Raw genomic sequence first — 24,263 nt, 5'->3', positions numbered from 1 at the left:
ACCTCTATCCACTAACGCATGGTTAAACTTACCGCCGCCGCCACCCGCTCCATACCGCGCATCGTGATTTTTGCGCTGACCTTGGTCTATGGTTTTGCTGGTCTATTCTTTCGGGATCCTTGGAAGAACGAGGATGCCATTGGCTTTGGTGGAATGTGGACCTTATTCAGGGGCAATACGCTCGACTGGATTGTTCCCCACTTAGCTGGCCGTGAACTTTCGCTAGGTGCACCTTTTCCGTATTGGTTAGGCGGCACACTCATTCATCTTTTTGGCCCTTGGATTGGCGCTGCTAATGCCGCCCGTTTGTATTCTGCCATTTGCTTCTTTGCAACTGCGGTAGCGATTTGGTATGCCACTTATCTTTTAGGTCGTCGCCCCGAAGTACAACCGATGGCTTTAGCAGTTGGTGGTCAACCCGATCGCAAGAGCTATGGCATGACCTTGGCTGATGGCGCATTACTTATCTTCTTAGCGTGTATTGGTCTAGCGCAGAACGCTCATGAAACCACGCCAATGATGGCGCAACTGATGGGTATTGGCCTAGTCCTCTACGGCACTGTGCGCGGTCTCGATAAACCATGGCAAGGCGGCTTATGGACTGGCCTAGGCTTAATGATTGTGATTTTGTCGAGCAATTTAACCCTCAGCCTCATCATGGTCAGCTCCACCATCATTGCTGTTTTAGCCAGCAATACCCAGTTGCGTTTTCGCTGGACCCTCACCAGCACCGTAATGGGACTCATTGGGTTTGCGATTTGGCCCGCCCTTTGGTATGGGTTTGATCTCTCCCCAGAGATGCGCCATGTCGCTGAAGTCGGTTGGCGCAATATGCCCGTGATGCGCTCGACCGTCTCTCTCGACTCCATTGGTTTTTTGAGTGTGAACTTTTGGGTCTATGCATGGCCATTGTGGCCTCTCGCCGCAATCTCTCTTGCGCATTGGGGTAGCAATAAGGCGGCAGGCGCTTGGCGTGCACCCCATCTGGCCATTCCTCTGAGTTTGTTTATCGGCTCTCTCATTTATGTCTTGTTTAGAGTCGAAGCCAATGAGCACGACTTGATGATTCTGACTCCGAGTCTCGCAATCATTGCAGCCTTTAGTCTGCCGATTCTCAAGCGCAACTTAATCAGTTTTATTGATTGGTTTGCGATGCTGAGTTTCACAGTGATTGCGATTGCGGTTTGGGTGATTTGGTTTGCTAAGGTGACTGGCTACCCAGAGAGCACTGCTGCCAATTTCGCACGCTTATTACCGGGCTTTCAGGCTCAATTGAATTGGCTGGCCTTTGTGATTGCGATTGTGATTACGGGTCTTTGGCTGGCGATTGTGCGCTGGAGAACTTCGCGCGCTCCCAAAGAAATTTGGCGCTGCCTCATCATCTCGGCTTCGGGTACGACTTTGATGTGGGTTTTGTTGATGACCTTGTGGTTTCCCACGATTGATTACGCCAAAACCTATCGCTATGTAGCAGCACGTCTTTCTCAAGTCGTTTCTGCGCATGCGGGTTGTGTCAATACCAGTAGCCTCGGTCTCTCACAACTGGCTTCATTTGATTACTTCACCAAGTTAAATTTACGTGATGATCCCAATTGCCCTTGGATGCTGACCCATAGCCAATCCGAGGCTCAGGCTTTTGCCAGCCTCAATGACAAGAAATTGATCTTAATTTGGGAAGATCGTCGCGCTGCAGACCGCGACGAGCGTCTGCGCCTTTACGAAGTTAGCCCGAAATAATCCGTGATTCACTTTAAATTATCGCGTTTACGCGAGGATATCCCCGCCCTACTCAAACTTGCTGGACCGATCTTGTTGGGACAGTTGGCAGTCATTGCCTTTGGTGTCTTAGATACTGCAATGACAGCGCGCTACTCTGCTGCTGACCTTGCTGCCTTAGCCATGGCCTCAGCCATTTTTATTAGTATCTATGTTGGTCTAACTGGGGTTGTCTCTGCCTTAGCCCCTATTGCTGGACAACTCTTTGGCGCAAAACGATTTAATGAAATCGGTGAGGAAGTGAGGCAAGCAACTTGGCTTGCCATCGTCTTATCGATTGTGGGCTGCCTCATTCTGACTCATGCTGATGCCCTCTTAAGCATTTCGCATATTAACCCTGAGATTGAAGATAAAGCTCGCCTCTATCTCAGCATTCTGGCGCTGGGTTTACCGGCCAGCATGGGCATGCGAGTCTTGATGGCTTTGCATAATGCCATCTCCAGGCCGGCCGTGATTACCGTCATTCAGATTATTGGCTTGGGACTCAAGCTACCACTGAACCTCCTCTTCATTTACGGCGGCTTAGGCATTGCTGCGATGGGTGGCCCAGGTTGTGCAGTTGCGACTGTGATCGTTAATTGGTTTTGGGTACTACTGACCTTGAGCTATGTGCTGTTCAATCGCTTTTATCGCCCCTTTGCAATCTTTAGTCGATTCAGCAAGCCTGACCTGCATCGCATCTGGACTCTTCTCAAACTCGGGACACCCATTGGCTTTAGCTACCTCATTGAAGTAACCTCATTTACCTTCATGTCTCTTTTTATTGCGCGCCTCGGAACCACCGCGCTAGCAGGGCACCAAATCATCGCCAATATGGGCACCGTGATGTATATGGTTCCCCTCTCACTCTCGATTGCAACCATGACTCTGGTATCTCAATCAATCGGCGCCAATCGACCAGAACGTGCCGAGGAGATTGGTTGGTCATCGGTCTTTTTTACCAGCACCCTATGCATCACCATTGGTGTTGCGGTATGGGCTTTCCGGCTTGAGTTACTTGACTTATATAACCCTCCTGAAGCAGTGAAGGTTTTCTCCATCCCACTATTTTTATTTATTGCCTTCTATCAAATGTTTGATGCTTTGCAAGTGACTGCCGCATTCATCCTGCGTGCTTATCGAATTGCGTTCTGGCCCATGCTGATTTATGCAGGCTCACTGTGGGGAGTCGGCTTGGGTGGTGGTTACCTGATGGGCTTTAATATCTTCGGCAACATCCCCTACTTCTTACAGGGTGCGAATGGCTTTTGGGCGGCTAATAGCATTAGCCTGGGCTTAGCTGCCTGTCTCTTGCTCTACCTCTTCAGAAAAACGGCGGCGCGCTATGAAAGAACGCATCCGCCGCTTGAAGTCTAGTGCCGAGCTTTGCAACTCAATTAGTGTGATTTATAGCTAGGCACTTGATTGCCCTTAGCGTACATGCATTGTTGATAAGCAATGTTGTATTGCTCTTGAGCTTGGTTCTGCTTACCCGAGGCGTTCATCGCACCTAGACCAGCGCCGCCGAGCATGCCGACACCAGCACCAGTTCCAACGTTAGTATGACTTCCGCCACCGATCACTAAACCGGCCGCAGCACCTAAAGCCGCACCGACAGCTGCACTAGTCACACCCTCTTTAAGAGCAGCATCGGAAGTATCTTTTACAGCATTGGTAGCGTACAAACGGCACTGCTGATCTTCAGCCTGAAATACTTCAAAGGGTTTACCTTCGCGTGGCATGATCGCTACGGTTGGTCCAGTAGGCGCTGAAGTACACGCTGCCAACGTGCTCAAGATGGTGAGCGAAAAAATAATGCGTTTCATACTAAATCTTTCTATCAATATGCTGAATGGGTTTGCTATTTAGGTTAGCTGTTTAGTTTTGCCGTGTAGTTACTTTGCCAGTGGGTGGCATTGCGGGATGGGTCTGCCAACCCGTTGCACACTCTTGTGCGTAAGGAAAATACTTGCCACTACTTGGGCAGAAATACCAAACTGGAGGCTGAGGTTGCGCTGCGAGCACCATAGGTTCAGCAGGCTGAGCATAAGCTACTGCAGGCGGAGCATAGACTGCTGGTGGGCCATAGTAGCCACCATATGGGTAGCCATAATACGGTCCGCCGTATGCCCAATTGCCGCGCCAACCTGGACCCCAACCACCCCAACCGGGACCATAGGCTGCAGGACGATAGCCGCTGCCAACCGAGACATTCCAGCCGACATATGAACCGCCATGAGCAATTGAGAGCGGAGATATAACAAGCAAAGCGATGGTTGCGCCAAGCGCGAGAAATTGTTGAATCTTTTTCATGATGGACCCCTTCATTTTTGGTCTCTGTATCATTATCTTACTACCCCTAGGCTTTTAAAGCCCTTACCCTATTAACGCCTCAAATGAATCCAGGCTGACAACAAAAAGGTCTTTTTTGAGAATATTTTTAGCTCTTAAGGCTCTGATCTAAGACCCGCCTTATGAACCAGCTTACCCCATTTAGCCGACTCGGACTGAATCAATTTTGTTAAATCTTGGGGGCTGCTCGGCGCAGGCTCTAATGCGCTCGCAAGCAATTTTTGTCTGACTTCTGGCTGATTCAGCGCACTACGCGTCAGAGTATTGAGGCGCTTTACTAAAGCCGGTGGAAGATTGGCTGGGGCCATGAGGCAAAACCAAGAAGTGGCCTCAAAACCCGGCAAGCCCTGCTCGGCTAGCGTCGGAATGTCTGGGGCGGCGGGTGAGCGTTTTAAGGTAGTGACTCCTAGCGCGACCACATCCCCAGATTGGATCAAGGGCAAAGCGGAAGATAAATTATCAAACAGCATCGAGATTCGGCCGCTCACTAAATCGGGTAAGGATTGCGCTCTACCCTTATATGGAATATGCCGCATCTGTATACCCGCCATCTCTTGCAAGAGCTCTCCGGACATATGCAATGAAGTACCGGTTCCTGAAGAACCATAAGTGAGTTGATTGGGATTGGCTTTGGCGTACTCAATCAGTTGGTGCAGATTAGTGATGCCAAGCTGTTTATTGACAATCAACACATTGGGAGTGCTGGCCAAAAAACTAATGGGCGTGAAGTCTTTAATCGGATCAAAAGCCATCTTCTCGTATAGAGCGCCATTAATCGCATGAATACCCACGGTACCAATCAGCAAGGTATAGCCATCTGCTTCACTTTTAGCAACCAACTCTGCACCGATATTGCCGCCATAGCCTGGCTTGTTCTCCACCAATACTGGGACGCCTAAGGATTTTTGCCAACTTTGTGCCAGCACCCTGGCCAAGATATCGGGCGCACCACCCGGGGTGAAGGTCACTATGATGCGGATGGGATTTTTAGGCCAATTAGCTGCCTCTACGTTTGTAATCAGAAACGCAAAGCAGAAAAGGAAACACAGGCTTTTGACAGCCTTGATCAGGTAATGCATCGGGGATTTAGAAACCGAAACGGAAACGCAGCAAAGTCCACCCGTCATAGTTGACTGGATTGTCTGCACAAGGACCAAAGCCGCACTCAGCCAAAGTGGAAGTGAGGTTAGCAAAAACGAGGAGGATAAAAACGGCCACCAGGAGATTGCTAAACCAAGAACGGGAGCGCACTTCCCCATTCGGCAGCATCAGCAAAATCGCTTGTCCACCCAATAAACCCAGTGCACCAACAAAAGCCCAAGTATAAAAATGCAGACCCAGGAAAGGACTGCCATAACCAGGGTCACCTGGCGCAATGTGTAAGAAAATTTGGCGCAATGAAATCATCATGCCAACTAAGCCGCTAAAGATAGCCCAACCGTAATGAGAGGAATGCGCACCAAAGCGCAGATTCAGCACAATTGCAAATCCCATCAAGACAAAGCCCATGCGTTGCATCAGGCAGAGTGGGCAAGGCAATTCACCAAAGTAGAGCTGGTCTACAAAGGCATAAGACAGAATGCCAATAATCGCTAGCAGCGATAGCTGATTGCCTAATAAAGAGAGAGAAGGTAAGTGCGATTTACTCACAGGCTGATATTCAGAGCGTCGGTTGCGTGATAGTGGAACCAATACATCAGAATTCCGACGGTCATTGCCAGAAATACTAATGCAGCAAAGCGCTTCTCAAACCAGGCCAATAGCAAGCCCAAGAACGCTGTCAGAAATGGCAGAAACATGTACATGCGATGATTCTAGCGCAGATCATTAACGGGATTGTGAAATGCGCTTTTTGGGTTTATTTACGCAAATAACGCAGCTTTAAAACCAAAATACTGAGCGCCAAAGCAAAGGTAGTCGCATTGGCCAGAATCAAGGGCCACTTCTCAATAATCAGACCGTACACGAGCCAAAGCCCCACTCCCAGGGTAAATAAGGAATACATCCCCAAAGAAATCCCAGAAAGATCGCGCGTCCTCCAGGACTGAACCGCTTGTGGAACAAAGGCACAGGTGGTTAAAAAAGCAGCTAAGTAGCCAATCCATTCAACTTGGTGGGCTTCTATTTGCATGTTTATGGCAATGGAATCGACAGAATCGTCATAACAGTCCAAGTATCACTACTGTTGGTAAAGCCTCTACCAACACCCGCCTGAAACGGCATCGGCCCTGCATCGCAATACACTTTGAGAAAGACTAACTGTTGAGTATTGGGATTGGCAATCGGACCGCTACCAATTTGGTTGTAATTGGAATAGAACTCCGTACCCACTGCCCAATCTGGAGCAACCTCTCTTGAGACCCGAATCGCTGTATTGAAGTCAGGCGCTTGATGAACATAGGGCTGTGAGAGTTGTTGATCAAAAATCGGGTTAATCACAAATAGCCATTTATCAACATGCTTGCCCAAAATGAAACGGGCTTCACCGTTATAGCGAGATTGCTCATACTGCGGCAGAGTGTTTGAGAGTTCGACGTTAACGCCAGCAAAAAAGGGGTAGCCCTTATCTTCCATGATGGGAAGGTATTTCATTCTGACTTTAGCGCCAGCGTAGTTCCATGTTCCACCACTCACCACGGAGTTGATATAAAAACCAGCTTCAAGATCGTGTCCTAGGCCATAGGCATACTCAGGAGTAATGCGGGTGTTGTGATTATTCATCACCTCACCTGGGTAACTCGGAGTCACTAAGCCATTGGGGGTATTGTTGATATGCAGCTCGAGACTTTGCTCGCCCTTAGCATTGATCTCATCGTCATAGACCTGAATCTCATCTTGCAATACGGCATAGCTTGCCAGAGGCGCTAAGGCCATCAAACAAACTACACATTGAGAGAGAAAGCGAGCGCGCATCGTCATGATGCGAGAGTTTAGCAATGAATCGATTTGTGTGCTGAAGTAACCCAGTGCAATAAAAAAGCCACCCTAAGGTGGCTTCTCTACAGTGCTGAGCAGTTAACCCAAGGTGAACTTCAATTCACCCAGTTTCTCGACGACGCTCACTACTACGTCGCCTTTCTTGAGCCACACTTGTTTATCTTTTGGATAACCCAAGATCACGCCCTGAGGGGTACCTGTAAAGACAATATCACCTGGCTCTAATGCCCAATAGGTGCTGATATAGGACAACATCTTTTGGGTATTGTGAATAAAGTCAGAGGTATTCGAGTTCTGACGCATTTCTCCGTTCACAAAGGTTTGTACTTGTAGTTTATTGGGATCGCCTACTCGATCAGCACTCACAAAGTAAGGTCCAATTGGTGCATATTGATCCAAGGTCTTACCAATCATCCACTGAACACTGGGGGTCTCAAGTTGTAGATCGCGTGAGGAGAAATCATTCGAAGTGCAATAACCAGCAACGTAGTTCAGCGTCTCTGCCTCTGGAACATTGCGCATGCGCTTACCAACCACGATCAAGAGCTCTGTCTCGTAGTCAAGCTTATAAGAGACTTCTGGTGGCGGTATTCTGAGGATGCAATTGTGTGAGGTCAGACTATTGTTGTATTTATTAAAGAGCGGTGGCACGCGGGGACGAGCCATACCAATCTCATCAGCATGCTGACGATAGTTAAGACCAACACAAACAATCTTGCCTGGATTAACAAATAGACGACCATAAGAGATCTTGGATTCATCTAAATAAGGAACGCCAGACCGATCTGCGCCCGCGACCACTTTATTAAAGCCAGCGGCATTACCCTCTTGCAATAATTGATCGAGGGTAATTGGGGCTGCAATCTTGAGTTTCTTAGCAACCGCACGCACATCGATGACGCCCTTGGGCGTAACGACACCCATACTCTCAGTACCATCGGCATTCATCATGGTGAGAATCTTGCAATTCTTCACCATTTCATGAGGTCCGTTATAAATTTCTCCACCCCATTGGGAAGTTGGATGTGCTGAGGCTTCTGGCATTAAACCCACTGTAGAAGCCGCTACGATTCCTGCACCGGATGCAGAAACTGTCTTCATAAATTGACGACGTGAACTCATACTATCTCCTGTAATGTATTTTTATTATTTGCTGCGATACATCTGCAAATATCTTACCGCACACTAGAGGAAAAAGAGGCTTAAAACGGGTAGATCAGGGTTTAACCTAGACCGAAGAACAAGGCAATTCGGTAGGTAATCAAAGAAGCCAGATAAGCTAGAACGAAAAGGTAGCTGAGCATGATGATGGGAATCTTCCAGCCGCCAGTCTCCCGTTTGACAGTCGCAATCGTCGATAGGCACTGAGGAGCAAACACAAACCAGGCCAGTAAAGACAGTGCAGTCGCTAAGCTCCAGGTAGAAGAAATTAAAGGCACGAGCGCACTGGCTGCATCAGCGCCAGTGCTGGATAAGGCGTATACCGTTGCCAATGAGCTGACAACGACTTCACGCGCTGCCATACCAGGAACCAAGGCAATACTGATTTGCCAGTTAAAGCCAATCGGCGCAAACACAATCGATAAAGCATGGCCTAACATGCCCGCGATGCTGTATTGAATCGGTGCTCCTGTTGCACCCTCAGGTGGTAATGGAAAACTCGACAGCGCCCATAAGGCAACGGTCATTAGCAAGATGATTCCGCCAACACGTCTCAGAAAAATCTCTGCGCGTTGCCATAGACTAATTGCAAGATTGCTCAATCTGGGTAAGTGATAACTGGGTAACTCCATCATCAGTGCATTCACTTTGAATTGCTTACTAGTGAAGTGCTTAAGCAACCAAGCTACCCCCATTGCCCCAAGAATGCCGGCAAGGTAAAGGGCAAATAAGACTAGACCTTGCAAGTCGAGATCAAACCAGAGCTTGGTATGCGGGATAAATGCAGAGATCAGCAAAGCGTAAACCGGCAAACGCGCTGAACAGGTCATCATCGGTGCAATCAGAATGGTAATTAAACGATCGCGGGCATTCGAGATACTCCGCGTCGCCATAATGCCTGGGATTGCGCAGGCAAAACTTGATAGCAAGGGAATAAAAGATCGGCCTGATAAGCCAGCTCGACCCATTAAACGATCTAATAAATAAGCAGCTCTGGGTAAATAACCAGACTCTTCTAAAGCGAGGATGAAGAAGAATAGAATCAGAATCTGTGGCAGGAAGGTCAATACACCCCCTACCCCCGCCAAAATGCCATCGATCAATAAACTTCTGAACCAATTGTCTGGCAGGAACTGAGTAAGCAAGCCGCCCAAGTATTCAAGGCCAAGCTTAATGAGCTCCATTGGAAAGACTGCCCAAGAGAAGACTGCCTGAAAGATAAAGAACAGTAAGACCGTCAAAATGATTGGGCCGATGATCGGGTGCAACAAGACAGAATCCAGACGATCGCTGAAGTGGTCTGGAATCACATGATCTAGATTAAGTTTTTTGAGAATGCGATGAACTTGAATATTGTCTGACTCGATATGCTCAGAGTGTGCAATGACCGTTTCATCACCTTGATCAAGCGAGGTGTTAGAGAGCGCAGCGAGATTACGCCAATCCAATTGCGCTAAATAGGATTTGAGATCATCAGCCCCTCTAGCCTGAATACCGATCGTAGGGATTACCGGCATACCTAACTCTTTTGCTAAGGCCTGCTCATCAATTTGCAAACCGTGACGTTTGGCAATATCGACCATATTGAGCACAACCACACAAGGCAAACCCAAGCGCTTAGCGGCCAAGACTAAACGCAGATTGGCGCGTAAGTTCATGGCATTGAGCACACAAAGCACGAGGTCGGGTCTTTTTTCCCCAGCGGCTCTCCCATGCAACACATCGCAAGTCACACGCTCATCCAGTGAACGGGGATACAAACTGTAAGCACCTGGCAAATCTAAGATCCGAACGACCTTGCCAGATGCGAGAGTTAAATTACCCTCTTTGCGCTCCACTGTCACACCAGAATAATTAGCGACCTTTTGTCGACTACCGGTCAATAAATTGAAAAGTGCGGTCTTACCGCAATTGGGATTACCCAATAACGCAACTAAAGGTTCTTTGGCGAAGAAATGAATCCGTGACTCTGTCATGATGCAATCGCTTCTAACTCAATCAGCTTGGCTTCGTTCTCACGCAAGGCAAAAGTGGAAGAGCCCACCCGCACCAGAATTGGCCCTTTACCAAAAAGACCTTTGCGTAAGACGGTGACCTGCTCGCCAGTCAAAAAACCAATGTCTTCCAATTGCCCCTTCACTTCAGGGGTGCTTGTCGAAGGTAGAACGCCTTTAACCCTAAAAAGGGTACCTAAGGAAGCCTGGTCTAAAAGCATGAATATGGCACTTTTGGCATTTAATGGGAATGGTTCTCATTATAGCGATAAAGTGAGAATAATTCTCATCTGGGGCAAGTAAGCAAGCTATGGGGAGTGGTAGTAATACACTGTGAGAAATACCAATTCAGTCGAGACACTTATGTACCTACCCAAGCATTTTTTAGTTGAGGATCGTGAGATCTTATTCAAGGTCATGGGTGAATATCCCCTCGCCACCCTGATTGCCAACGCCGCTGGTGAGCTAGAAATTAATCACATCCCTTTGATGGCGAGCAAAGATGGCCAATATTTACATGGCCATATCGCCAGAATGAACCCTTTAGCTAAATTAGCCCAAATGGGTGACGTCCAACTGACCGCTATATTTCATGGTCCAGAGGCTTACATTACCCCGGCCTGGTATCCATCCAAATATGAAACCGGCAAAGTGGTTCCCACTTGGAATTACGCCGTGGTGCATGCTCAGGGGACACTGAGCCTGAAAGAGGATCCGCAATGGATTCGTCAACATGTCTCTCAACTCACCGACACTCATGAGCCCACTTACCAATCCGATTGGAAGCTCGATGATGCCCCCGAAGATTATGTCCAAATGATGCTCAAAGCGATTGTTGGAATTGAAATCAAGATTTCGAGTCTGGTTGGTAAATTTAAGCTGAGCCAGAATCGCACCCCCGCTGAATATGGCGGAGTGATTCAGAACCTCAAACAATCTTCCCTAGAAGATCTGCAGGCGATGCTCAAGTTGATGCAAGAGAAATAAAAAAACGGCTCACGAGGAGCCGTTTTTCTGAGAGCAGTACAGCTTATGCAAAGAGTTTCATTGCACTTAAGACTGTTTTGTAAATACCCCAAGCCAATGGAATACCTACAGCAACCCATGCTAACAAGACTGTCAATGATGAAGTCTGTTCATTACCACCAGAGCCAGTTACAACCGAGCTTAAGGCTTTTTCATGTGCTAAGCGCTTCTCTTCAGCCAACTCAGCATCCGTCATGAACCACTTATCAGCTACCGGACGAATCAGCAAGTTACAGATCAAACCAATTGCCAACATGCCTGTGAGGATGTACATGGTTTGGTTATAAACCTGAGCACGTGGCAAGCCTAATCCTAACTGGTAGTCACGCATATAGTTAACAACGACTGGACCCAAGATACCGGCAGTAGACCAAGCCGTTAATAAACGGCCATGAATCGCACCCACGTTCTGTGTACCAAACAAATCCGCCAGGTAAGCAGGCACCGTCGCGAAGCCACCACCATACATACTCAAGATGATGCAGAAGGCGCCGACGAATAAGGCCAGATTGCCTGCTTGAGCACTACTTGGCACGCTAAAGTACATTGCGCCACCTAAGACGAAGAAGACAATATAGGTCATCTTGCGACCTAACTTATCAGACAAGCTAGCCCAGAAGAAACGGCCACCAATGTTGAACAAGCTAATCAAGGCTGTAAAGCCAGCAGCGATTCCAGCAATTGCAGTGAGCTGTGTTTTATCGAGTTCGGTAAAGGTTTGTTGAACACCAATCAAACTACCAGCAAATACTTCTTGTAGCATTGGTGATGCCATACCAATCACACCAATACCTGCCGAGACGTTCATACACAGCACCATCCACACCAACCAGAACTGAGGAATGCCCCACACTTTTTTAACACTCACACTGCGGTTGGTAATCATGGCATTGCTGCCCTGTGAAACGGGAGGAGTCCAGCCTGCAGGCTTCCAATCGCTGGCTGGGATGCGATAGCCAAAAGCGCCACACATCATGTAAACGAAATAGCCCAGACCCATCACTACGAAGGTTTGCGCCACACCAACACTCGTTGGAGAGGCAAAGTTTTTCATCAACATCGCCGCTAATGGAGAGCCGATCATGGCACCACCACCAAAGCCCATAATGGCCATGCCGGTTGCCATACCGCGACGGTCTGGGAACCACTTAATCAATGTGGATACTGGTGAGATATAACCCAATCCCAAACCGATACCACCAATCACACCAGAGCCGATGATCATCATCCAGAACTGATGCAGGTGGACGCCGAGTGCTGAGATGAGCATGCCGCCACCCCAACAGAAGGCAGCAACGACGCCTGCTTTACGAGGACCAGCGCGCTCTAACCAACCACCCCAAATTGCAGCTGAGATACCAAGGAATACGAAGAACAAGGTATACATCCAACCCAGTGTGGAAATCTGCCAGTCACAGGTGGTTGTAAAGAGTTGTCCAATAAAGCCCACATCTGCTGGACACTTAATCGCTTCTGTGCCGCCCTGAGAAACACCCAGCGCTTTTGAGAGTGGCAACCAGAAAACAGAGAAGCCGTAAGCCATACCAATACAGAGGTGAATAGCGAGGGCAGCTGGTGGAACCAGCCAACGATTAAAACCAGAACCTGCAATGGTTCGTTCTTTGTCTAATAGATGGAACATCTTGTCTCCTTGTTGTGCAATACCCCCCATTTATAATGCTTATTTAAAAACTTTGCATTTAGTAATAACACTTCATCAACACAACTAAGGGTTATCCCGCAAATGAATTATGTGCAACGCAACATCATCAATTCATTTTTACTCCTCACTCTGAGTGGCTTAGCTAGTCTTGGTTTTGCGCAAGAAAACAGTATTGTGGTGTCATCCACAACCTCAACTGAACAGTCGGGCCTGTTTAACTATTTATTACCCATCTACAAAAGCAAAAGCGGCATCGATGTCAAAGTCGTCGCGGTAGGCACTGGTCAAGCATTAGATATTGGCCGCCGTGGTGATGCCGATGTGGTCTTTGTCCATGACAAACCTGCTGAGGAGCAATTTGTTGCTGAGGGGTTCTCAAGCAAGCGCTATGAAGTGATGTACAACGATTTCATTTTGATTGGACCTAAAGGTGATCCAGCCAAGATTGCCGGCGGCAAAGAGATTGATGTCGCCTTTCAGAAAATTGCCGCAGCACAGTCACCCTTTATTTCGCGTGGCGATAAGAGTGGTACGAACGCGGCTGAGCTCCGCTACTGGAAGAGTGCTGGCATCAATCCTACTAACGGATCTTGGTATAAAGAAACAGGTTCTGGCATGGGCCCTGCTCTCAATACTGCCTCAGCAATGAATGCCTACATCCTGGCCGATAGGGGGACTTGGCTTAGCTTTAAGAATCGTGGTGATCTCATCATCCTCGTGCAAGGTGACCCTAAATTATTTAATCAATATGGTGTGATGCTGGTCAATCCCGAGAAATTCCCGCAGGTGAAAAAAACCTTAGGACAAAACTTTATTGACTGGCTTATCTCAAAAGAGGGTCAAGCCGTTATTGCTTCTTACAAGATTGATGGAGAGCAACTCTTTTTCCCGAATGCCAAGCCCAGTAGGAAGTAAGCGAAAGGGATAAAAGAAAAAGCCCATCAATTGATGGGCTTTTTTCTGAGTACTAATTACTTCAGTCTGAACTGAATTATTTCTTTGGAGTTTCAAAGGTGATGATGGTGTCATCAACAAACTCAACCATCACATCGTCACCCGCCTTGAATTTCTCAAGACCTAAAACGCTTGGAGCCACTTTCACTTTTTGCTTCTCGCCAGATGGGAGTGTAAAAGTCACAACACGGCTGTTGTAATCAATAGTAGAAATCTTCACCGTCGCATAAACAGTATCTTGAGTTTCTTCAAAAGGTTTAGCAGCGCCTTTGCCAGCCATCACAACAGAGTGAACTCCAGATGCGCCAGGCTTCTGATCTTTACCTGCTGCAGTCAATCCAACTGCAATCGCTTGAGCATGCTCAACCACAAAAACATCGCCCTTCTTTACCTTACCCAAATCATGTACCGATTTAGCAACGTTCATCTGAGCCAAATTACCATTCGCATCTTTTAAAGTCACAACACGGGTTTTCATATCAACCGAGTCAACCGTTGCAGTCAACACCATGACGTCAGCTGCCAAAGGAACCATCTTAGCTGGCATTTGAGCCGATGCAGAAGCAGATAAAGCAAGGCCAATTGAGGCGAATAAAGCGTAGACAGATTTCTTCAAGATAACTCCTAGTAATGAGGTTTGTAGATGCAGGTGTAAACCGCTTTTTGATTGTAACCATGATCATTATCCGTTTTAAGACAAAAAAGTCTTAATTGATGCTCTATATTGGTAGTAGTACTAGGGTAAGTGGAGTTTTTGGAGAATATCTAGTGATACTGATAAAGAGTTGGGCTGAAGCAGAGCCGGATGCCTATCGAATTCGCAAAGCAGTCTTCATTGAAGAGCAGGCCGTTCCTGAAGAAATGGAACTTGACCTCTATGATGGGCAAGCACATCACGCCCTCCTATATCAAGACTCGCAATGTATCGGCACCGCACGTCTAGTTCTCCAAACGGATGGCGCGGGCAAAATTGGGCGTATGGCAATTTTGAGCCCCTATCGAAGACAGGGTTATGGCAGGCAACTGCTTGGCGCTTTAATCAGTTTTGGCAAAGCTCAAGGAATTCGCCGTTTTATTCTGAATGCGCAGATGGTGGCTATTCCTTTTTATGAGCAATTGGGGTTTCAAGCCCATGGCCCCGTTTACGATGAAGCAGGGATTCCACATCGCTCTATGATGTTGGTATTGAACCCTACTGCGCCATAAATGACTACCACTCCCTATACCTTTCGTGTTTGCTATTCCGATACCGATACCGCAGGCTTTATTTACCATGCCCGATATCTTGAAATCTTTGAGCGTAGCAGAGCTGCCTGGCTTCATGGTCTCGGCATTGGCCCTTTAAGGCTAGTAGAAGAATTCGGGATTCTTTTTCCTGTGAGAGAGCTCACTATGAACTTTTATCGTCCAGGTCGATTGGATGACCTACTGGTGATCGATCAACTCATTGAGCATCGCGGTCGCACTCAAATTGCGATTAAGCAAACAGCCAAGAAAATCAACGAAGCGAATCCAGCGGAAGAGCCCACCTTATTAGCTAGCGCATTGATTCATTTGGTTGCAGTAGATACAAAAACACTGAAGCCAAAGGGTCTTCCAGATTGGCTATTTCCTTTAGTCGATTCAGCGGATCCCCAAAAGTAAAAAACCTAGCCTCATGAGCTAGGTTTTTAATCCAACAGAAATAGCTAAAGAAGATTATTTCTTTGCTTCCATTGCTTCTTTATGAGCAGTAATTTCTTTGCGACGCTCTTTGCAGGCACCAGCAATTTCTTGCAATGCTTTACGAGCACGAGCTGCGGATGCCTTAACGCCCTTACCAATGAATTTTTCGTTTTCAGCGATGTAATTCTCGAAAGCGGCTAGCAATGTATCGTGTTGTGACATCTTGTCTCCTCATATTCAAAAAATGATTCCATACCCACTACGCGATCAAGTATATCTCTATAAAAAGTAGAGTTATTGACAGCCTAGATAGGGGAAAACTCTTACAGAGTTGCTTCCCCTAAATCGATATAAGCTATTGAAAAATATGGGCTTTTTTCTTATTTCGGGAATTAAGCGATGGTATTGCGAATGATCCCAATACCGGTCACCTCAGACTCCATGACATCGCCTGGCTTTAAAAACTCGGGAGGATTCCGGCTGTAACCCACTCCTGAAGGGGTGCCGGTCGCAATGATGTCGCCTGGCAGCAGAGTGAGGCCGCGCGATAACTCTGCAATGATCGCCGGAATTTTGAAATACATTTGCGCGTAACTGGCATTTTGTTTTTCAACCCCATTGACCCGACAAATCACACGCACGTCTTTCAGATCTACGCCGCCAGCCGTCACCACCCAAGGACCCATGGGTCCATGACCGTCCAAACTCTTCCCCTTAAACCACTGGCCAGATTGTCGCTTCTGCTGAATGTCGCGAGCAGTCGTGTCGTTATAGGCAGAGTAGCCAAAAACGTATTCCATGGCATTCTCTTCGGAAATATTCTTACCCTTCTTGCCAATCACGACGGCAAGCTCAGCTTCCCAATCAATCATGGTGGAAATACCACCATCGTAAGGAATCTTGTCAAAGGGGCCATTCATGGTCTGAGTGCCCTTAGTGAAGATTACGGGTACCTTTGGATACTCTTTGATATTTTTATCTTCGCGACTTTTTAAACCTTCTTCGAAGTGATCCAGATAGTTCCAACCAACACAGTAAATATTGCTCTGAGGTTTAGGGATTGGTGAGAGCAAGATAATTTGGTTCACGTTTTGAGTGGCTTGACCCCGGCTCTTAAAAAGCTTGGCCAAATCCAGGAGCCCTTGATTGCCAGAGCCCGCTAAAGAAATCATGGAAGTAGGGTCGAAAGATAGGGTCAGTTTTTGACGAGCCGCCTCAGCGGGGATATCAATCACCATGCCATCATTAGTAACCAATCCTAGACGGGATGTAGCGCCCATGCGTGGCAGGTAGTTTGCTACTCGGTAACCCGCTTTTCCAGTCAATGGCTCAACTACCACTGGAGAACTACTACTAGCAGCCTCTGCAGTGCCAGAGAGCAGCAAGCTACTTAAGGCAGCACTGCTACCCATCTTGAGAATATCGCGACGATTTGTATCCATACTGTCTCCTTTAAGATTTTTATCTTTTTAATATCACTCTAGATAAATCTTAATACCAAACGCAAAGTGCCCAAAATTTCGCTATGCTTGGGGTGTGCGAACCCTATTGAAGTTGCTCACTCCCCTTTTAGGCATCGTCCTGCTCTATGCCTGCGGCAGGGTCGACTACACAACCTGGACATGTCAAGATGGCGATGGGCAGAAGCTCTCAATGATTCTGAAGCAGGCTCAAATGATTCTGCCAAACACCAGGTACACCCATTGTGGCGCTCTGGGAGAGATGACTTACTTCGCCACTCAATGCCCTACCCTCACCCAGGATGCTGAAGTACGATTCATACCCAGCCAAGGTAAGCTCAATATCGCTGGTAAAGAATATCAATGCTCTGCACTCTAATTGGCGATCAGATGAACCCACTAAGCCCAAAGAAACTCCTATTAAGCAAATGGACTGCGGTCCACCCCGTAAACAAAGAGAAACATTTTTTGGTTGCTAAGGTGATTTACTCTGACCCCGAGCAAGAATTGCTTGCAGAATCAGTTGAGCTTGAAGCGGTGTATAGCAAAAAGAGTCGAGTCATTCCTTGGCGAGAGCTAACTGATGGTAATGTCTGGCTCCAGGGTTGGAAGTAAAAAAGCCACCGCTAGGGTGGCTGTTATTAAAGTGAAGTGATCTTATTCAGAACCGGCTTCTTTTGCTTTTGATTTGCCTTTACCGGCCGAGGTTTTCTTGACCAACTCATCCAGGTTCTTTTCGGCAGTATCAGCCACTTGATTCACAATGCGACGGCCCTCCTGAAACATCTGCTGACCAGTGGTCGACATTTCATGAACCACTTTCGATAACTTGTCTGCATGGGCTGGCATTTTGCTTTCTGCATCCTCAAGCCAGCTGACCAATGAATGGCGCACCTTCTCTAAATGCTTCTCTGTTTCATCAGCAGCATTCTCACCCAAATCCTTCAGCAAGGATTTAACCTTCTTTTGGTAAGTTGCTGCACGCTTAGCAGCTTCTTTTGTTGCTTCTTCTTGTAGATCTTTTAATTTACCAAGGTCATTCTTGGCAGCTGACTTAGCAGTAGCCATGGCATTTTTCATGCTGTACTCAACTTCAGCCAGATGATGATCGCCAATCTCTTTAGCGGTTTCGAGTAATTTGTGTGAGAAAGTGAACAGCTCTTTCGCTTTTTCTCTTTGCCAGTCCTGAAAATCTTTTGGATTCATGGTGCCTTCCTTTAATCAATTGTGCGGTAGAAAATTCGGAATTTAAGAATGCTTGCCTGATAAACCCTACTCTATACCCAAATTCGACACTTGCCAATAAGCACTCCTTGAATCGTTAAAATGGAGATCGTCCTTTTAAATTCATTAGAAGAAACCCCATTCATGCTCGATCTACTTGTAAACCCTAATGCTTGGGTGGCCTTCTTCACCTTAGCTGCACTCGAAATTATTCTGGGCATCGATAACATTATTTTTATAAGTGTGATTGCAGGTCGCTTACCGGTCAGTATCCGCGAACAGGTTAGGCGGATTGGCCTCCTTTTTGCACTCATCACCCGTATCCTACTGTTGCTGAGTTTGTCATGGGTGATGGGCTTAACAGAACCCATTTTTAGCTTTTTTCAGCATGCGGTCTCTGGTCGAGATCTGATCTTATTACTCGGCGGCTTCTTCCTGATCTGGAAAGCCTCAAAGGAAATCTATTCTGAAGTGGAGCTCCATCATGACTCCAATACCCCTTCAGAAGCTGAGCAGATCAGCCCCAAAGAATCTATCCAGAAATTATTCATTGCTTCAGTAGGGCAAATTGCGCTACTCGATATGATCTTCTCTTTAGATAGTGTCATTACTGCAGTAGGCATGGTAGATGAGATTGCGATCATGATTGCTGCTGTGATCGCTTCGGTTTTGATCATGCTACTGGCTGCTAAACCGATCGGAGACTTTGTCGGCCGCCATGCTTCCATCAAAGTGTTGGCGCTCTCTTTTCTGACCGTCGTGGGTGTAGTCTTAATTGCCGAAGGGATGGGATTGCATATCCCTAAGGGTTACATCTATGTTGCGATGGCTTTTTCTCTGGGGGTTGAGTTACTCAATATTCGCGCTCGAGCTAAACAGCTTGCGCACAAGCAAAGCCGCTAGCCCAAGCCCACTGAAAATTATGGCCGCCTAAGTGGCCAGTAACATCAACACACTCGCCGATGAAATACAAACCAGGATGGGATTTAGCCATCATCGTTTGACCATCTAGATCGTTGGTATCTACTCCTCCCAGCATCACTTCAGCCTTTTTCCAGCCCAGGGTACCCGCAGGCTTCACCGACCAGTTGGTTATTAATTCTTTAAGTGCTTGGCGATCTTTTTTAGAAACTTCTGCCCACTTGCGTCCTCCAAGATTTTTCTGTTCCGCAAAGGCTTTTGCCAAACGCTGCGGAAGCACGGAAGCCAAAATTGTCTCAGCAGTTTTTAAGCGATTGTCCTCATCATTAAACAAAGTATCGCAATGAAAGCCGCCAGCCACTTCAACTGAGCCAAGCCAATCAATGTGGATGCCCTCACCTTCAGTCCAATAACTACTGGCTTGTAAAACAGCTGGTCCAGATAAGCCCTTGTGCGTCAGTAATAAGTCTTCCTGAAAGCGGCAGGCACCATAGCGATCACCTTTAGATCCTGAACTAATTCGGACTGGCAAGCTCAGACCTGCTAATTCATTGAGATGATGAAATGAGTCTGCAGTAAAGGACAGAGGTACTAAACCTGGACGAGGTTCAACCACACTCAGGTTGAATTGTTTGGCAATATCCAGTGCGTAAGCAGTGGCACCAATCGCAGGCACTGGTAAGCCGCCGGTTGCCATGACAACAGACTTTGTTTTTTCTGATCCTGCACTGGTATTGACCACCCAGCTACCTGACTCTTGCGCAATATTGAGTACAGACACGGGATTGCGGATCACTACTTTACCTTTAGCGCACTCAGCAAATAGCATTTGAATAATGTCTTGCGCAGAGTGGTCGCAAAACAGTTGGCCCTGATGTTTCTCGTGATAGTCAATGCCATAGGACTCTACTAATTTGATAAAGGCTTTTGCAGGGTAACGTGCAAGAGCACTCTTCACAAAATGGGGATTGAGTGATAAGAAATTGGCTGGGCTACTATGCTGGTTTGTGAAATTACAGCGGCCTCCCCCGCTAATCCGAATCTTTTCCCCCAAGACCTCGGCATGATCAAGCACCAATACCCGCTTATTGAGTTGCCCTGCTACCCCTGCGCAAAAAAGGCCAGCTGCACCTCCACCAATAATGATGGCGTCCCATTGAGTACTCATTAATTATTCAAACCGATCGATAATCTCTTGGGATAGATTGAGTTTATGCATATGCATGCGTGTATAAGCCTTCCGAAAACTTCTTGTCATTGAAATCATGACTGAAGCTGTCCAGGCAAAAGAGAATAAACCGGAGAAAGCAATAATCACTGCAAGCATGCGCCAACCTTCAGGCAAGGTGTCATCCATAAAACCGATTGCCGTATAAGCGCTGCCACTAAATAAAACACTTTGTGACCAATGTGTAATCAACCCAAAGCTGTAAATAAATAAACCCCAAATCAAAATTTCAAAGAGATGTGTAATTAAGAGCAGGAGAATAGCCTGGTAAAAAACTTTAGTGACTTCAGCATACCTTTTCTCTGCTAAATACAGATAAGCTTTAACCTCATAGCGTTTAGCAGTCTGGAGTAGGCAAATACCATGAAAAATCATGACTAGCATCAATATGGCAATACCAAAGGTATAGGCAGGGATATCAAGCTGCACTGCGAGGGAATTGGTTGGTATTTGCATCATCTTAAAATCTGAAGTTTTAGGCCAACTGGTACCACTGCTGAATAATCTGCCAAGTTTCTTCTGCAGTTTCGGTGAAATGCAGTAGCTTCATGTCTGAACGCTCAATCACTCCATATTCCATCATGAGATCGAAGTTCACCGTAGACTCCCAAAATGACTTACCGACCAGGATGATGGGGAGTTGGGCCACCTTATGCGTTTGCATCAATGTGAGCACCTCAAACAGTTCATCCATGGAACCAAATCCTCCAGGAAAGGCCACAATGGCTCTCGCACGCAGCATGAAGTGCATCTTGCGCAGTGCAAAGTAATGAAAGCGAAAACTGAGGCCTTCAGTGAGATAGGGATTGGGTCTTTGCTCACGCGGCAGGCTAATGTTAAAGCCAATGGTTTGGTCGCCACTCTCAAAAGCACCTCTGCTAGCTGCTTCCATAATGCCGGGACCACCACCAGTACAAATATGCAACTTGTTATTAGCGCTCGTTTGGGTCGCATTGTATTGGGCCACTAAAGTACCGAACTTTCTGGCTTCCTCATAAAAGTGACTATTGTCGATTGCCCGTTTGGCCTCAAACTGCTCTTCAGGAGTCTTGGCTTCTGCCACTCGTTTTTCTGCTTCATCATGACTAATAAAACGCGTTGAGCCAAAGACCGTGATGGTATGTTCAATGCCATGCTCTCGCAATAGGATGTCGGGCTTTAGCAATTCCAACTCAAACCGAATTCCCATCGTTTCTTTGCGAGCCAAGAAGGCTTCGTCTGCAAAAGCAAACTTATAAGATTCTTCAGTAGTTTCTTCATGAATATCCTCTTTATGAAGATTGAAGAACTCGGTAATGGTCTGAGAATTATTAACGGGGAGCTTAGGGCTCATCGATTGCCTTCAAAATATTCAGTGCTTCCATCTTAATGCCTTTATTTGACGGCTTGGTAGTAACATCTATTGAGAGCCATCTATTTCTATTCATGCCCAACACTACAGCCCCCGAGCCTTTAAATTACTTTGCACTGATTAAGCGACTCCAGCGCGATCCAGCAGAAAGCAAATCTGATGCTGGAAAAGTGGTGCTGATTGGCGGCGCCCCGGGTATGGCTGGGGCGATTGTCTTAGCCGGAAAAGCCTGTCTCCATTTGGGTGCAGGCTGGACCATATTAGAAATGCTAGATCCTGCTTCAGCCCATTGCATACCTGAGCAAGCTGAACTGATGGTTCGCTTAGCCAAGCCTGATGCAGCCGCTCAACTCTCAGAGTTAAAACCAGACTGCATTGCAATTGGTCCAGGCCTTGGAAATACTTCAATTGCACAGGCGTGGCTCAGTACAGCACTAAGCTACCCTGCCGTTCCGCTCATCATTGACGCGGATGCCCTTAACCTCATCAGTCAAGATGAATCTTTGTTAACTCTCTTGCGTCATCGCAATCAAACTTTTCCGCTGTTAACAGCATTAACACCTCATCCAGGCGAAGCTGCTCGACTACTAAACTCTACTAGCGCGCAAGTCCAAGCAGATCGGCTTGGTTCCATTCATGCCTTGGTAAAGTTAACTCAGTCCATTGTGATTCTCAAGGGTCAACATACACTGATTGCCTCACCGATTGATGCGCCCGTGCAGTGTTTACAAGGCAATGCAGGTATGGCGACAGGCGGGATGGGGGATGTCTTGACGGGAAGCATTGCCGCCTTAGCAGCACAAGGCGTGCGCCATACATTGGACTTATGGGATGCAAGCTGCCTAGCAGTAGAGTTGCATGCGAGCGCTGCTGATGCTTTAGTCGCTCAGGATGTCGGGCCGCTTGGCCTAACACCCTCCGAACTCATTTTAGAAATGAGATCACTCCTAAATCAACATTACTGAGCAGCGGCTTCTGCAGCTTTCGCTTTCTTCTTGGCCTTTTTCTTAGCTTTCTTTTCTGCCTTTTTCTTAGCTTTCTTTTCTGCCTTAGCAGCAGCCTTATCTTGCGCAGGCGTGGTTGCTGCAGGCATTGCTGCAGGCGCTGCTGCTGGAGCAGCTACAGGTGCAGGGGCAGGATCTGCAGCCAAGACCATCATGGGGCTTAAGCCAATTGAGGCGGAAACCAAAGCGGCTAAAGCAAGGCGGGAAGTACGAGTCATTTATATCTCCAAAACATTCAGTGATGAATGAATCATACCTAATAAATCAACAAATATGCCAATTTAAGGGTTTTGGATAGGGTTTGGCTTCGACAATGAAAGTCTAGGAAAGAAAAAGGGCCATCCTAAGATGACCCTTTTGCTTCTAGTAACTGGACTTAAGCAGGCACTGCCTCAGTCTCGACGATCTTCTCTAAAGCGGCCTCAAGGTGTTGAACCGTACGATCAACATGCTCTAACTTCTCAATACCAAACAAGCCGATACGGAAGGTTCGGAAATCGGGACGCTCGTCACACTGAAGGGGAACCCCAGCAGCAGTTTGCAAACCGAGTGCAATAAATTTCTTGCCCGATTGAATCTCTGGATCCTTGGTGTAGCTAACCACTACGCCAGGAGCCTGGAAACCTTTGGCTGCAACTGATGGATAACCTTTTGACTCGAGTAAAGCGCGCACTTTAGTTCCCAATTCGACCTGCTTGGCTTTTAGCGAATCAAAACCAAGGTCTTGGGTTTCTTTCATGACATTGCGCAGAATTTTGAGCGCGTCAGTTGGCATGGTGGTGTGATAAACGTGAGCACCCTTTTCATAGGTCTCCATGATCTGCAACCATTTTTTGAGATCCATCGAAAAACTACTGCTCTGAGTGCTCTCAATTTTTTCACGGGCACGATCACTCATCGCAACCATTGCGCAACAAGGTGAACTACTCCACCCTTTTTGTGGTGCAGTAATCAAGAGATCAACATGACAGGCTTTCATATCAACCCACATTGCACCAGAGGCGATGCAATCGAGCACAAACAAACCGCCTACCGATCTCACCGCTTCACCTACTGCTTTTAAGTAGTCATCCGGAAGAATGATTCCAGCAGAAGTTTCTACATGGGGAGCAAATACCACTGCGGGCTTGTGCGCTTTAATCTGCGCCACAACCTCTTCGATAGGAGCTGGAGCAAATACACCTTGAGTGGAATTGTCTAGCTGCCTACCTTTGATCACGGTGATGTCGTTAGTGATGTTGGCCAAATCAAAAATCTGTGTCCAGCGATAACTAAAGTAGCCATTTCGTAAAACCACACATTTTTGATTGGTAGCAAACTGGCGAGCTACAGCTTCCATGCCATAAGTACCACTACCAGGAACGATCACTGCTGAGCTTGCGTTGTACGCATCTTTCAAGATACTCGAGATATCAACGATCACCTTTTTAAACTCATTTGACATGTGGTTCAAAGAGCGATCGGTATAAACCACTGAAAACTCTAATAGACCATCAGGATCAACATTGGGCAATAGACCTGGCATTTTCTTTTCCTAGCAATTCTGTAAATAGCCTTAAATGATACCG

At 47.0% G+C, this 24,263-nt stretch carries 30 protein-coding genes; 10 read left to right on the top strand and 20 right to left on the bottom strand.

The annotated features are described in order from the left end of the window. Window positions 1-18 precede the first annotated feature (18 nt). Window positions 19-1,737 (top strand): glycosyltransferase family 39 protein, encoded by a 1,719-nt coding sequence (locus ICU98_RS03690; protein ID WP_215352817.1) that lies wholly within the window; start codon window positions 19-21, stop codon window positions 1,735-1,737. 3 nt (window positions 1,738-1,740) lie between these two features. Further along, complete coding sequence (locus tag ICU98_RS03685; RefSeq protein ID WP_215352816.1) at window positions 1,741-3,132, top strand: MATE family efflux transporter; 1,392 nt, start codon at window positions 1,741-1,743, stop codon at window positions 3,130-3,132. 20 nt (window positions 3,133-3,152) lie between these two features. Here the strand turns inward: ICU98_RS03685 and ICU98_RS03680 are convergent, their stop codons facing one another. The 10 genes from ICU98_RS03680 to ICU98_RS03635 all read right to left on the bottom strand — a co-directional run bounded on the left by ICU98_RS03680 (window position 3,153) and on the right by ICU98_RS03635 (window position 10,420). Continuing rightward, window positions 3,153-3,581: a glycine zipper family protein gene (locus ICU98_RS03680; RefSeq protein WP_215352815.1), complete on the bottom strand. Its 429-nt coding sequence runs from the start codon at window positions 3,579-3,581 to the stop codon at window positions 3,153-3,155. A 52-nt stretch (window positions 3,582-3,633) separates the two neighbouring features. Further along, on the bottom strand, window positions 3,634-4,068 hold the full coding sequence (locus tag ICU98_RS03675; RefSeq protein ID WP_215352813.1) for a hypothetical protein: 435 nt from the start codon (window positions 4,066-4,068) through the stop codon (window positions 3,634-3,636). 134 nt (window positions 4,069-4,202) lie between these two features. Next, a complete protein-coding gene (locus tag ICU98_RS03670; protein ID WP_215352812.1) occupies window positions 4,203-5,186 on the bottom strand; it encodes a tripartite tricarboxylate transporter substrate binding protein in 984 nt (327 codons plus the stop codon). Window positions 5,187-5,193: 7 nt separating this feature from the next. Beyond that, window positions 5,194-5,757 (bottom strand): disulfide bond formation protein B, encoded by a 564-nt coding sequence (locus tag ICU98_RS03665; protein WP_215352811.1) that lies wholly within the window; start codon window positions 5,755-5,757, stop codon window positions 5,194-5,196. Next, window positions 5,754-5,912: a DUF5993 family protein gene (locus tag ICU98_RS03660; protein ID WP_215335491.1), complete on the bottom strand. Its 159-nt coding sequence runs from the start codon at window positions 5,910-5,912 to the stop codon at window positions 5,754-5,756. The genes ICU98_RS03665 and ICU98_RS03660 overlap by 4 nt, the downstream gene beginning before the upstream one ends. 53 nt (window positions 5,913-5,965) lie before the next feature. Continuing rightward, window positions 5,966-6,238 (bottom strand): SemiSWEET transporter, encoded by a 273-nt coding sequence (locus tag ICU98_RS03655; protein WP_215352810.1) that lies wholly within the window; start codon window positions 6,236-6,238, stop codon window positions 5,966-5,968. 2 nt (window positions 6,239-6,240) lie between these two features. After that, the gene (locus ICU98_RS03650) at window positions 6,241-7,026 is read right to left on the bottom strand and encodes a hypothetical protein (RefSeq protein WP_215352809.1); all 786 of its coding nucleotides are present in this window, start codon (window positions 7,024-7,026) and stop codon (window positions 6,241-6,243) included. 96 nt (window positions 7,027-7,122) lie between these two features. Beyond that, window positions 7,123-8,166: a fumarylacetoacetate hydrolase family protein gene (locus ICU98_RS03645; protein WP_215352808.1), complete on the bottom strand. Its 1,044-nt coding sequence runs from the start codon at window positions 8,164-8,166 to the stop codon at window positions 7,123-7,125. A gap of 101 nt (window positions 8,167-8,267) precedes the next feature. Continuing rightward, window positions 8,268-10,181 carry a ferrous iron transporter B gene (locus ICU98_RS03640; RefSeq protein WP_215352806.1) on the bottom strand — a complete coding sequence of 638 codons (1,914 nt, stop codon included), beginning with the start codon at window positions 10,179-10,181 and terminating at the stop codon, window positions 8,268-8,270. Continuing rightward, window positions 10,178-10,420 carry a FeoA family protein gene (locus tag ICU98_RS03635; RefSeq protein ID WP_215352804.1) on the bottom strand — a complete coding sequence of 81 codons (243 nt, stop codon included), beginning with the start codon at window positions 10,418-10,420 and terminating at the stop codon, window positions 10,178-10,180. The genes ICU98_RS03640 and ICU98_RS03635 overlap by 4 nt, the downstream gene beginning before the upstream one ends. 112 nt (window positions 10,421-10,532) lie before the next feature. Between ICU98_RS03635 and ICU98_RS03630 the strand changes: the two genes are divergently transcribed. Beyond that, on the top strand, window positions 10,533-11,186 hold the full coding sequence (locus ICU98_RS03630; protein ID WP_215352803.1) for an FMN-binding negative transcriptional regulator: 654 nt from the start codon (window positions 10,533-10,535) through the stop codon (window positions 11,184-11,186). Window positions 11,187-11,229: 43 nt separating this feature from the next. Here the strand turns inward: ICU98_RS03630 and ICU98_RS03625 are convergent, their stop codons facing one another. Continuing rightward, on the bottom strand, window positions 11,230-12,867 hold the full coding sequence (locus ICU98_RS03625) for an OFA family MFS transporter (protein WP_215352801.1): 1,638 nt from the start codon (window positions 12,865-12,867) through the stop codon (window positions 11,230-11,232). 102 nt (window positions 12,868-12,969) lie between these two features. Between ICU98_RS03625 and ICU98_RS03620 the strand changes: the two genes are divergently transcribed. Then, entirely contained in the window at window positions 12,970-13,803 is an 834-nt protein-coding gene (locus tag ICU98_RS03620) for a substrate-binding domain-containing protein (RefSeq protein WP_215352800.1), read from the top strand. Window positions 13,804-13,879: 76 nt separating this feature from the next. Here the strand turns inward: ICU98_RS03620 and ICU98_RS03615 are convergent, their stop codons facing one another. Further along, window positions 13,880-14,458, bottom strand: a complete 579-nt coding sequence (locus ICU98_RS03615; RefSeq protein ID WP_251365383.1) for a hypothetical protein — start codon at window positions 14,456-14,458, stop codon at window positions 13,880-13,882. 152 nt (window positions 14,459-14,610) lie between these two features. On the opposite strand from ICU98_RS03615, the gene ICU98_RS03610 reads away from it, so the two are divergent. Continuing rightward, window positions 14,611-15,048 (top strand): GNAT family N-acetyltransferase, encoded by a 438-nt coding sequence (locus tag ICU98_RS03610; protein ID WP_251365382.1) that lies wholly within the window; start codon window positions 14,611-14,613, stop codon window positions 15,046-15,048. Next, a complete protein-coding gene (locus ICU98_RS03605; protein ID WP_215352799.1) occupies window positions 15,049-15,486 on the top strand; it encodes a hotdog domain-containing protein in 438 nt (145 codons plus the stop codon). Window positions 15,487-15,540: 54 nt separating this feature from the next. On the opposite strand, the gene ICU98_RS03600 is transcribed toward ICU98_RS03605, so the two are convergent. Together ICU98_RS03600 and ICU98_RS03595 are read right to left on the bottom strand one after the other, a co-directional pair. Then, a complete protein-coding gene (locus tag ICU98_RS03600) occupies window positions 15,541-15,729 on the bottom strand; it encodes a hypothetical protein (RefSeq protein ID WP_112203691.1) in 189 nt (62 codons plus the stop codon). 170 nt (window positions 15,730-15,899) lie between these two features. Beyond that, complete coding sequence (locus ICU98_RS03595; RefSeq protein WP_215352798.1) at window positions 15,900-16,949, bottom strand: fumarylacetoacetate hydrolase family protein; 1,050 nt, start codon at window positions 16,947-16,949, stop codon at window positions 15,900-15,902. A gap of 94 nt (window positions 16,950-17,043) precedes the next feature. Here ICU98_RS03595 and ICU98_RS03590 point away from each other — a divergent pair, with 94 nt between their 5' ends. Together ICU98_RS03590 and ICU98_RS03585 are read left to right on the top strand one after the other, a co-directional pair. Continuing rightward, the gene (locus ICU98_RS03590; RefSeq protein WP_215352797.1) at window positions 17,044-17,346 is read left to right on the top strand and encodes a hypothetical protein; all 303 of its coding nucleotides are present in this window, start codon (window positions 17,044-17,046) and stop codon (window positions 17,344-17,346) included. Then, a complete protein-coding gene (locus tag ICU98_RS03585) occupies window positions 17,331-17,582 on the top strand; it encodes a TIGR02450 family Trp-rich protein (RefSeq protein ID WP_371818439.1) in 252 nt (83 codons plus the stop codon). Before ICU98_RS03590 ends, ICU98_RS03585 begins: the two co-directional genes overlap by 16 nt. Window positions 17,583-17,624: 42 nt before the next feature. Here ICU98_RS03585 and ICU98_RS03580 read toward each other — a convergent pair whose 3' ends face one another. After that, on the bottom strand, window positions 17,625-18,173 hold the full coding sequence (locus ICU98_RS03580) for a phasin family protein (RefSeq protein WP_215335478.1): 549 nt from the start codon (window positions 18,171-18,173) through the stop codon (window positions 17,625-17,627). 162 nt (window positions 18,174-18,335) lie between these two features. On the opposite strand from ICU98_RS03580, the gene ICU98_RS03575 reads away from it, so the two are divergent. Then, window positions 18,336-19,094: a TerC family protein gene (locus ICU98_RS03575; protein ID WP_215337106.1), complete on the top strand. Its 759-nt coding sequence runs from the start codon at window positions 18,336-18,338 to the stop codon at window positions 19,092-19,094. Here ICU98_RS03575 and ICU98_RS03570 read toward each other — a convergent pair. The 3 genes from ICU98_RS03570 to ICU98_RS03560 are packed head-to-tail and all read right to left on the bottom strand — an operon-like array spanning window position 19,063 to window position 21,673. Continuing rightward, the gene (locus ICU98_RS03570) at window positions 19,063-20,280 is read right to left on the bottom strand and encodes an aminoacetone oxidase family FAD-binding enzyme (RefSeq protein WP_215352796.1); all 1,218 of its coding nucleotides are present in this window, start codon (window positions 20,278-20,280) and stop codon (window positions 19,063-19,065) included. The genes ICU98_RS03575 and ICU98_RS03570 overlap by 32 nt on opposite strands. A gap of 3 nt (window positions 20,281-20,283) precedes the next feature. After that, the gene (locus ICU98_RS03565; RefSeq protein WP_215352795.1) at window positions 20,284-20,799 is read right to left on the bottom strand and encodes an ion channel; all 516 of its coding nucleotides are present in this window, start codon (window positions 20,797-20,799) and stop codon (window positions 20,284-20,286) included. Between the two features lie 16 nt (window positions 20,800-20,815). Next, window positions 20,816-21,673, bottom strand: a complete 858-nt coding sequence (locus tag ICU98_RS03560; RefSeq protein ID WP_215352794.1) for an LOG family protein — start codon at window positions 21,671-21,673, stop codon at window positions 20,816-20,818. 92 nt (window positions 21,674-21,765) lie between these two features. Here ICU98_RS03560 and ICU98_RS03555 point away from each other — a divergent pair, with 92 nt between their 5' ends. Then, a complete protein-coding gene (locus tag ICU98_RS03555; RefSeq protein ID WP_215352793.1) occupies window positions 21,766-22,656 on the top strand; it encodes an NAD(P)H-hydrate dehydratase in 891 nt (296 codons plus the stop codon). Here the strand turns inward: ICU98_RS03555 and ICU98_RS03550 are convergent. After that, the gene (locus ICU98_RS03550; RefSeq protein WP_215352792.1) at window positions 22,650-22,913 is read right to left on the bottom strand and encodes a hypothetical protein; all 264 of its coding nucleotides are present in this window, start codon (window positions 22,911-22,913) and stop codon (window positions 22,650-22,652) included. The genes ICU98_RS03555 and ICU98_RS03550 overlap by 7 nt on opposite strands. A 158-nt stretch (window positions 22,914-23,071) precedes the next feature. Beyond that, on the bottom strand, window positions 23,072-24,220 hold the full coding sequence (locus ICU98_RS03545; protein WP_215335473.1) for an aminotransferase class V-fold PLP-dependent enzyme: 1,149 nt from the start codon (window positions 24,218-24,220) through the stop codon (window positions 23,072-23,074). Between the last annotated feature and the right edge of the window lie 43 nt (window positions 24,221-24,263).

It is taken from the genome of Polynucleobacter sp. MWH-P3-07-1, assembly GCF_018687555.1.
GTDB lineage: Bacteria > Pseudomonadota > Gammaproteobacteria > Burkholderiales > Burkholderiaceae > Polynucleobacter.
This window is presented reverse-complemented; position numbering and strand designations above follow the sequence as displayed.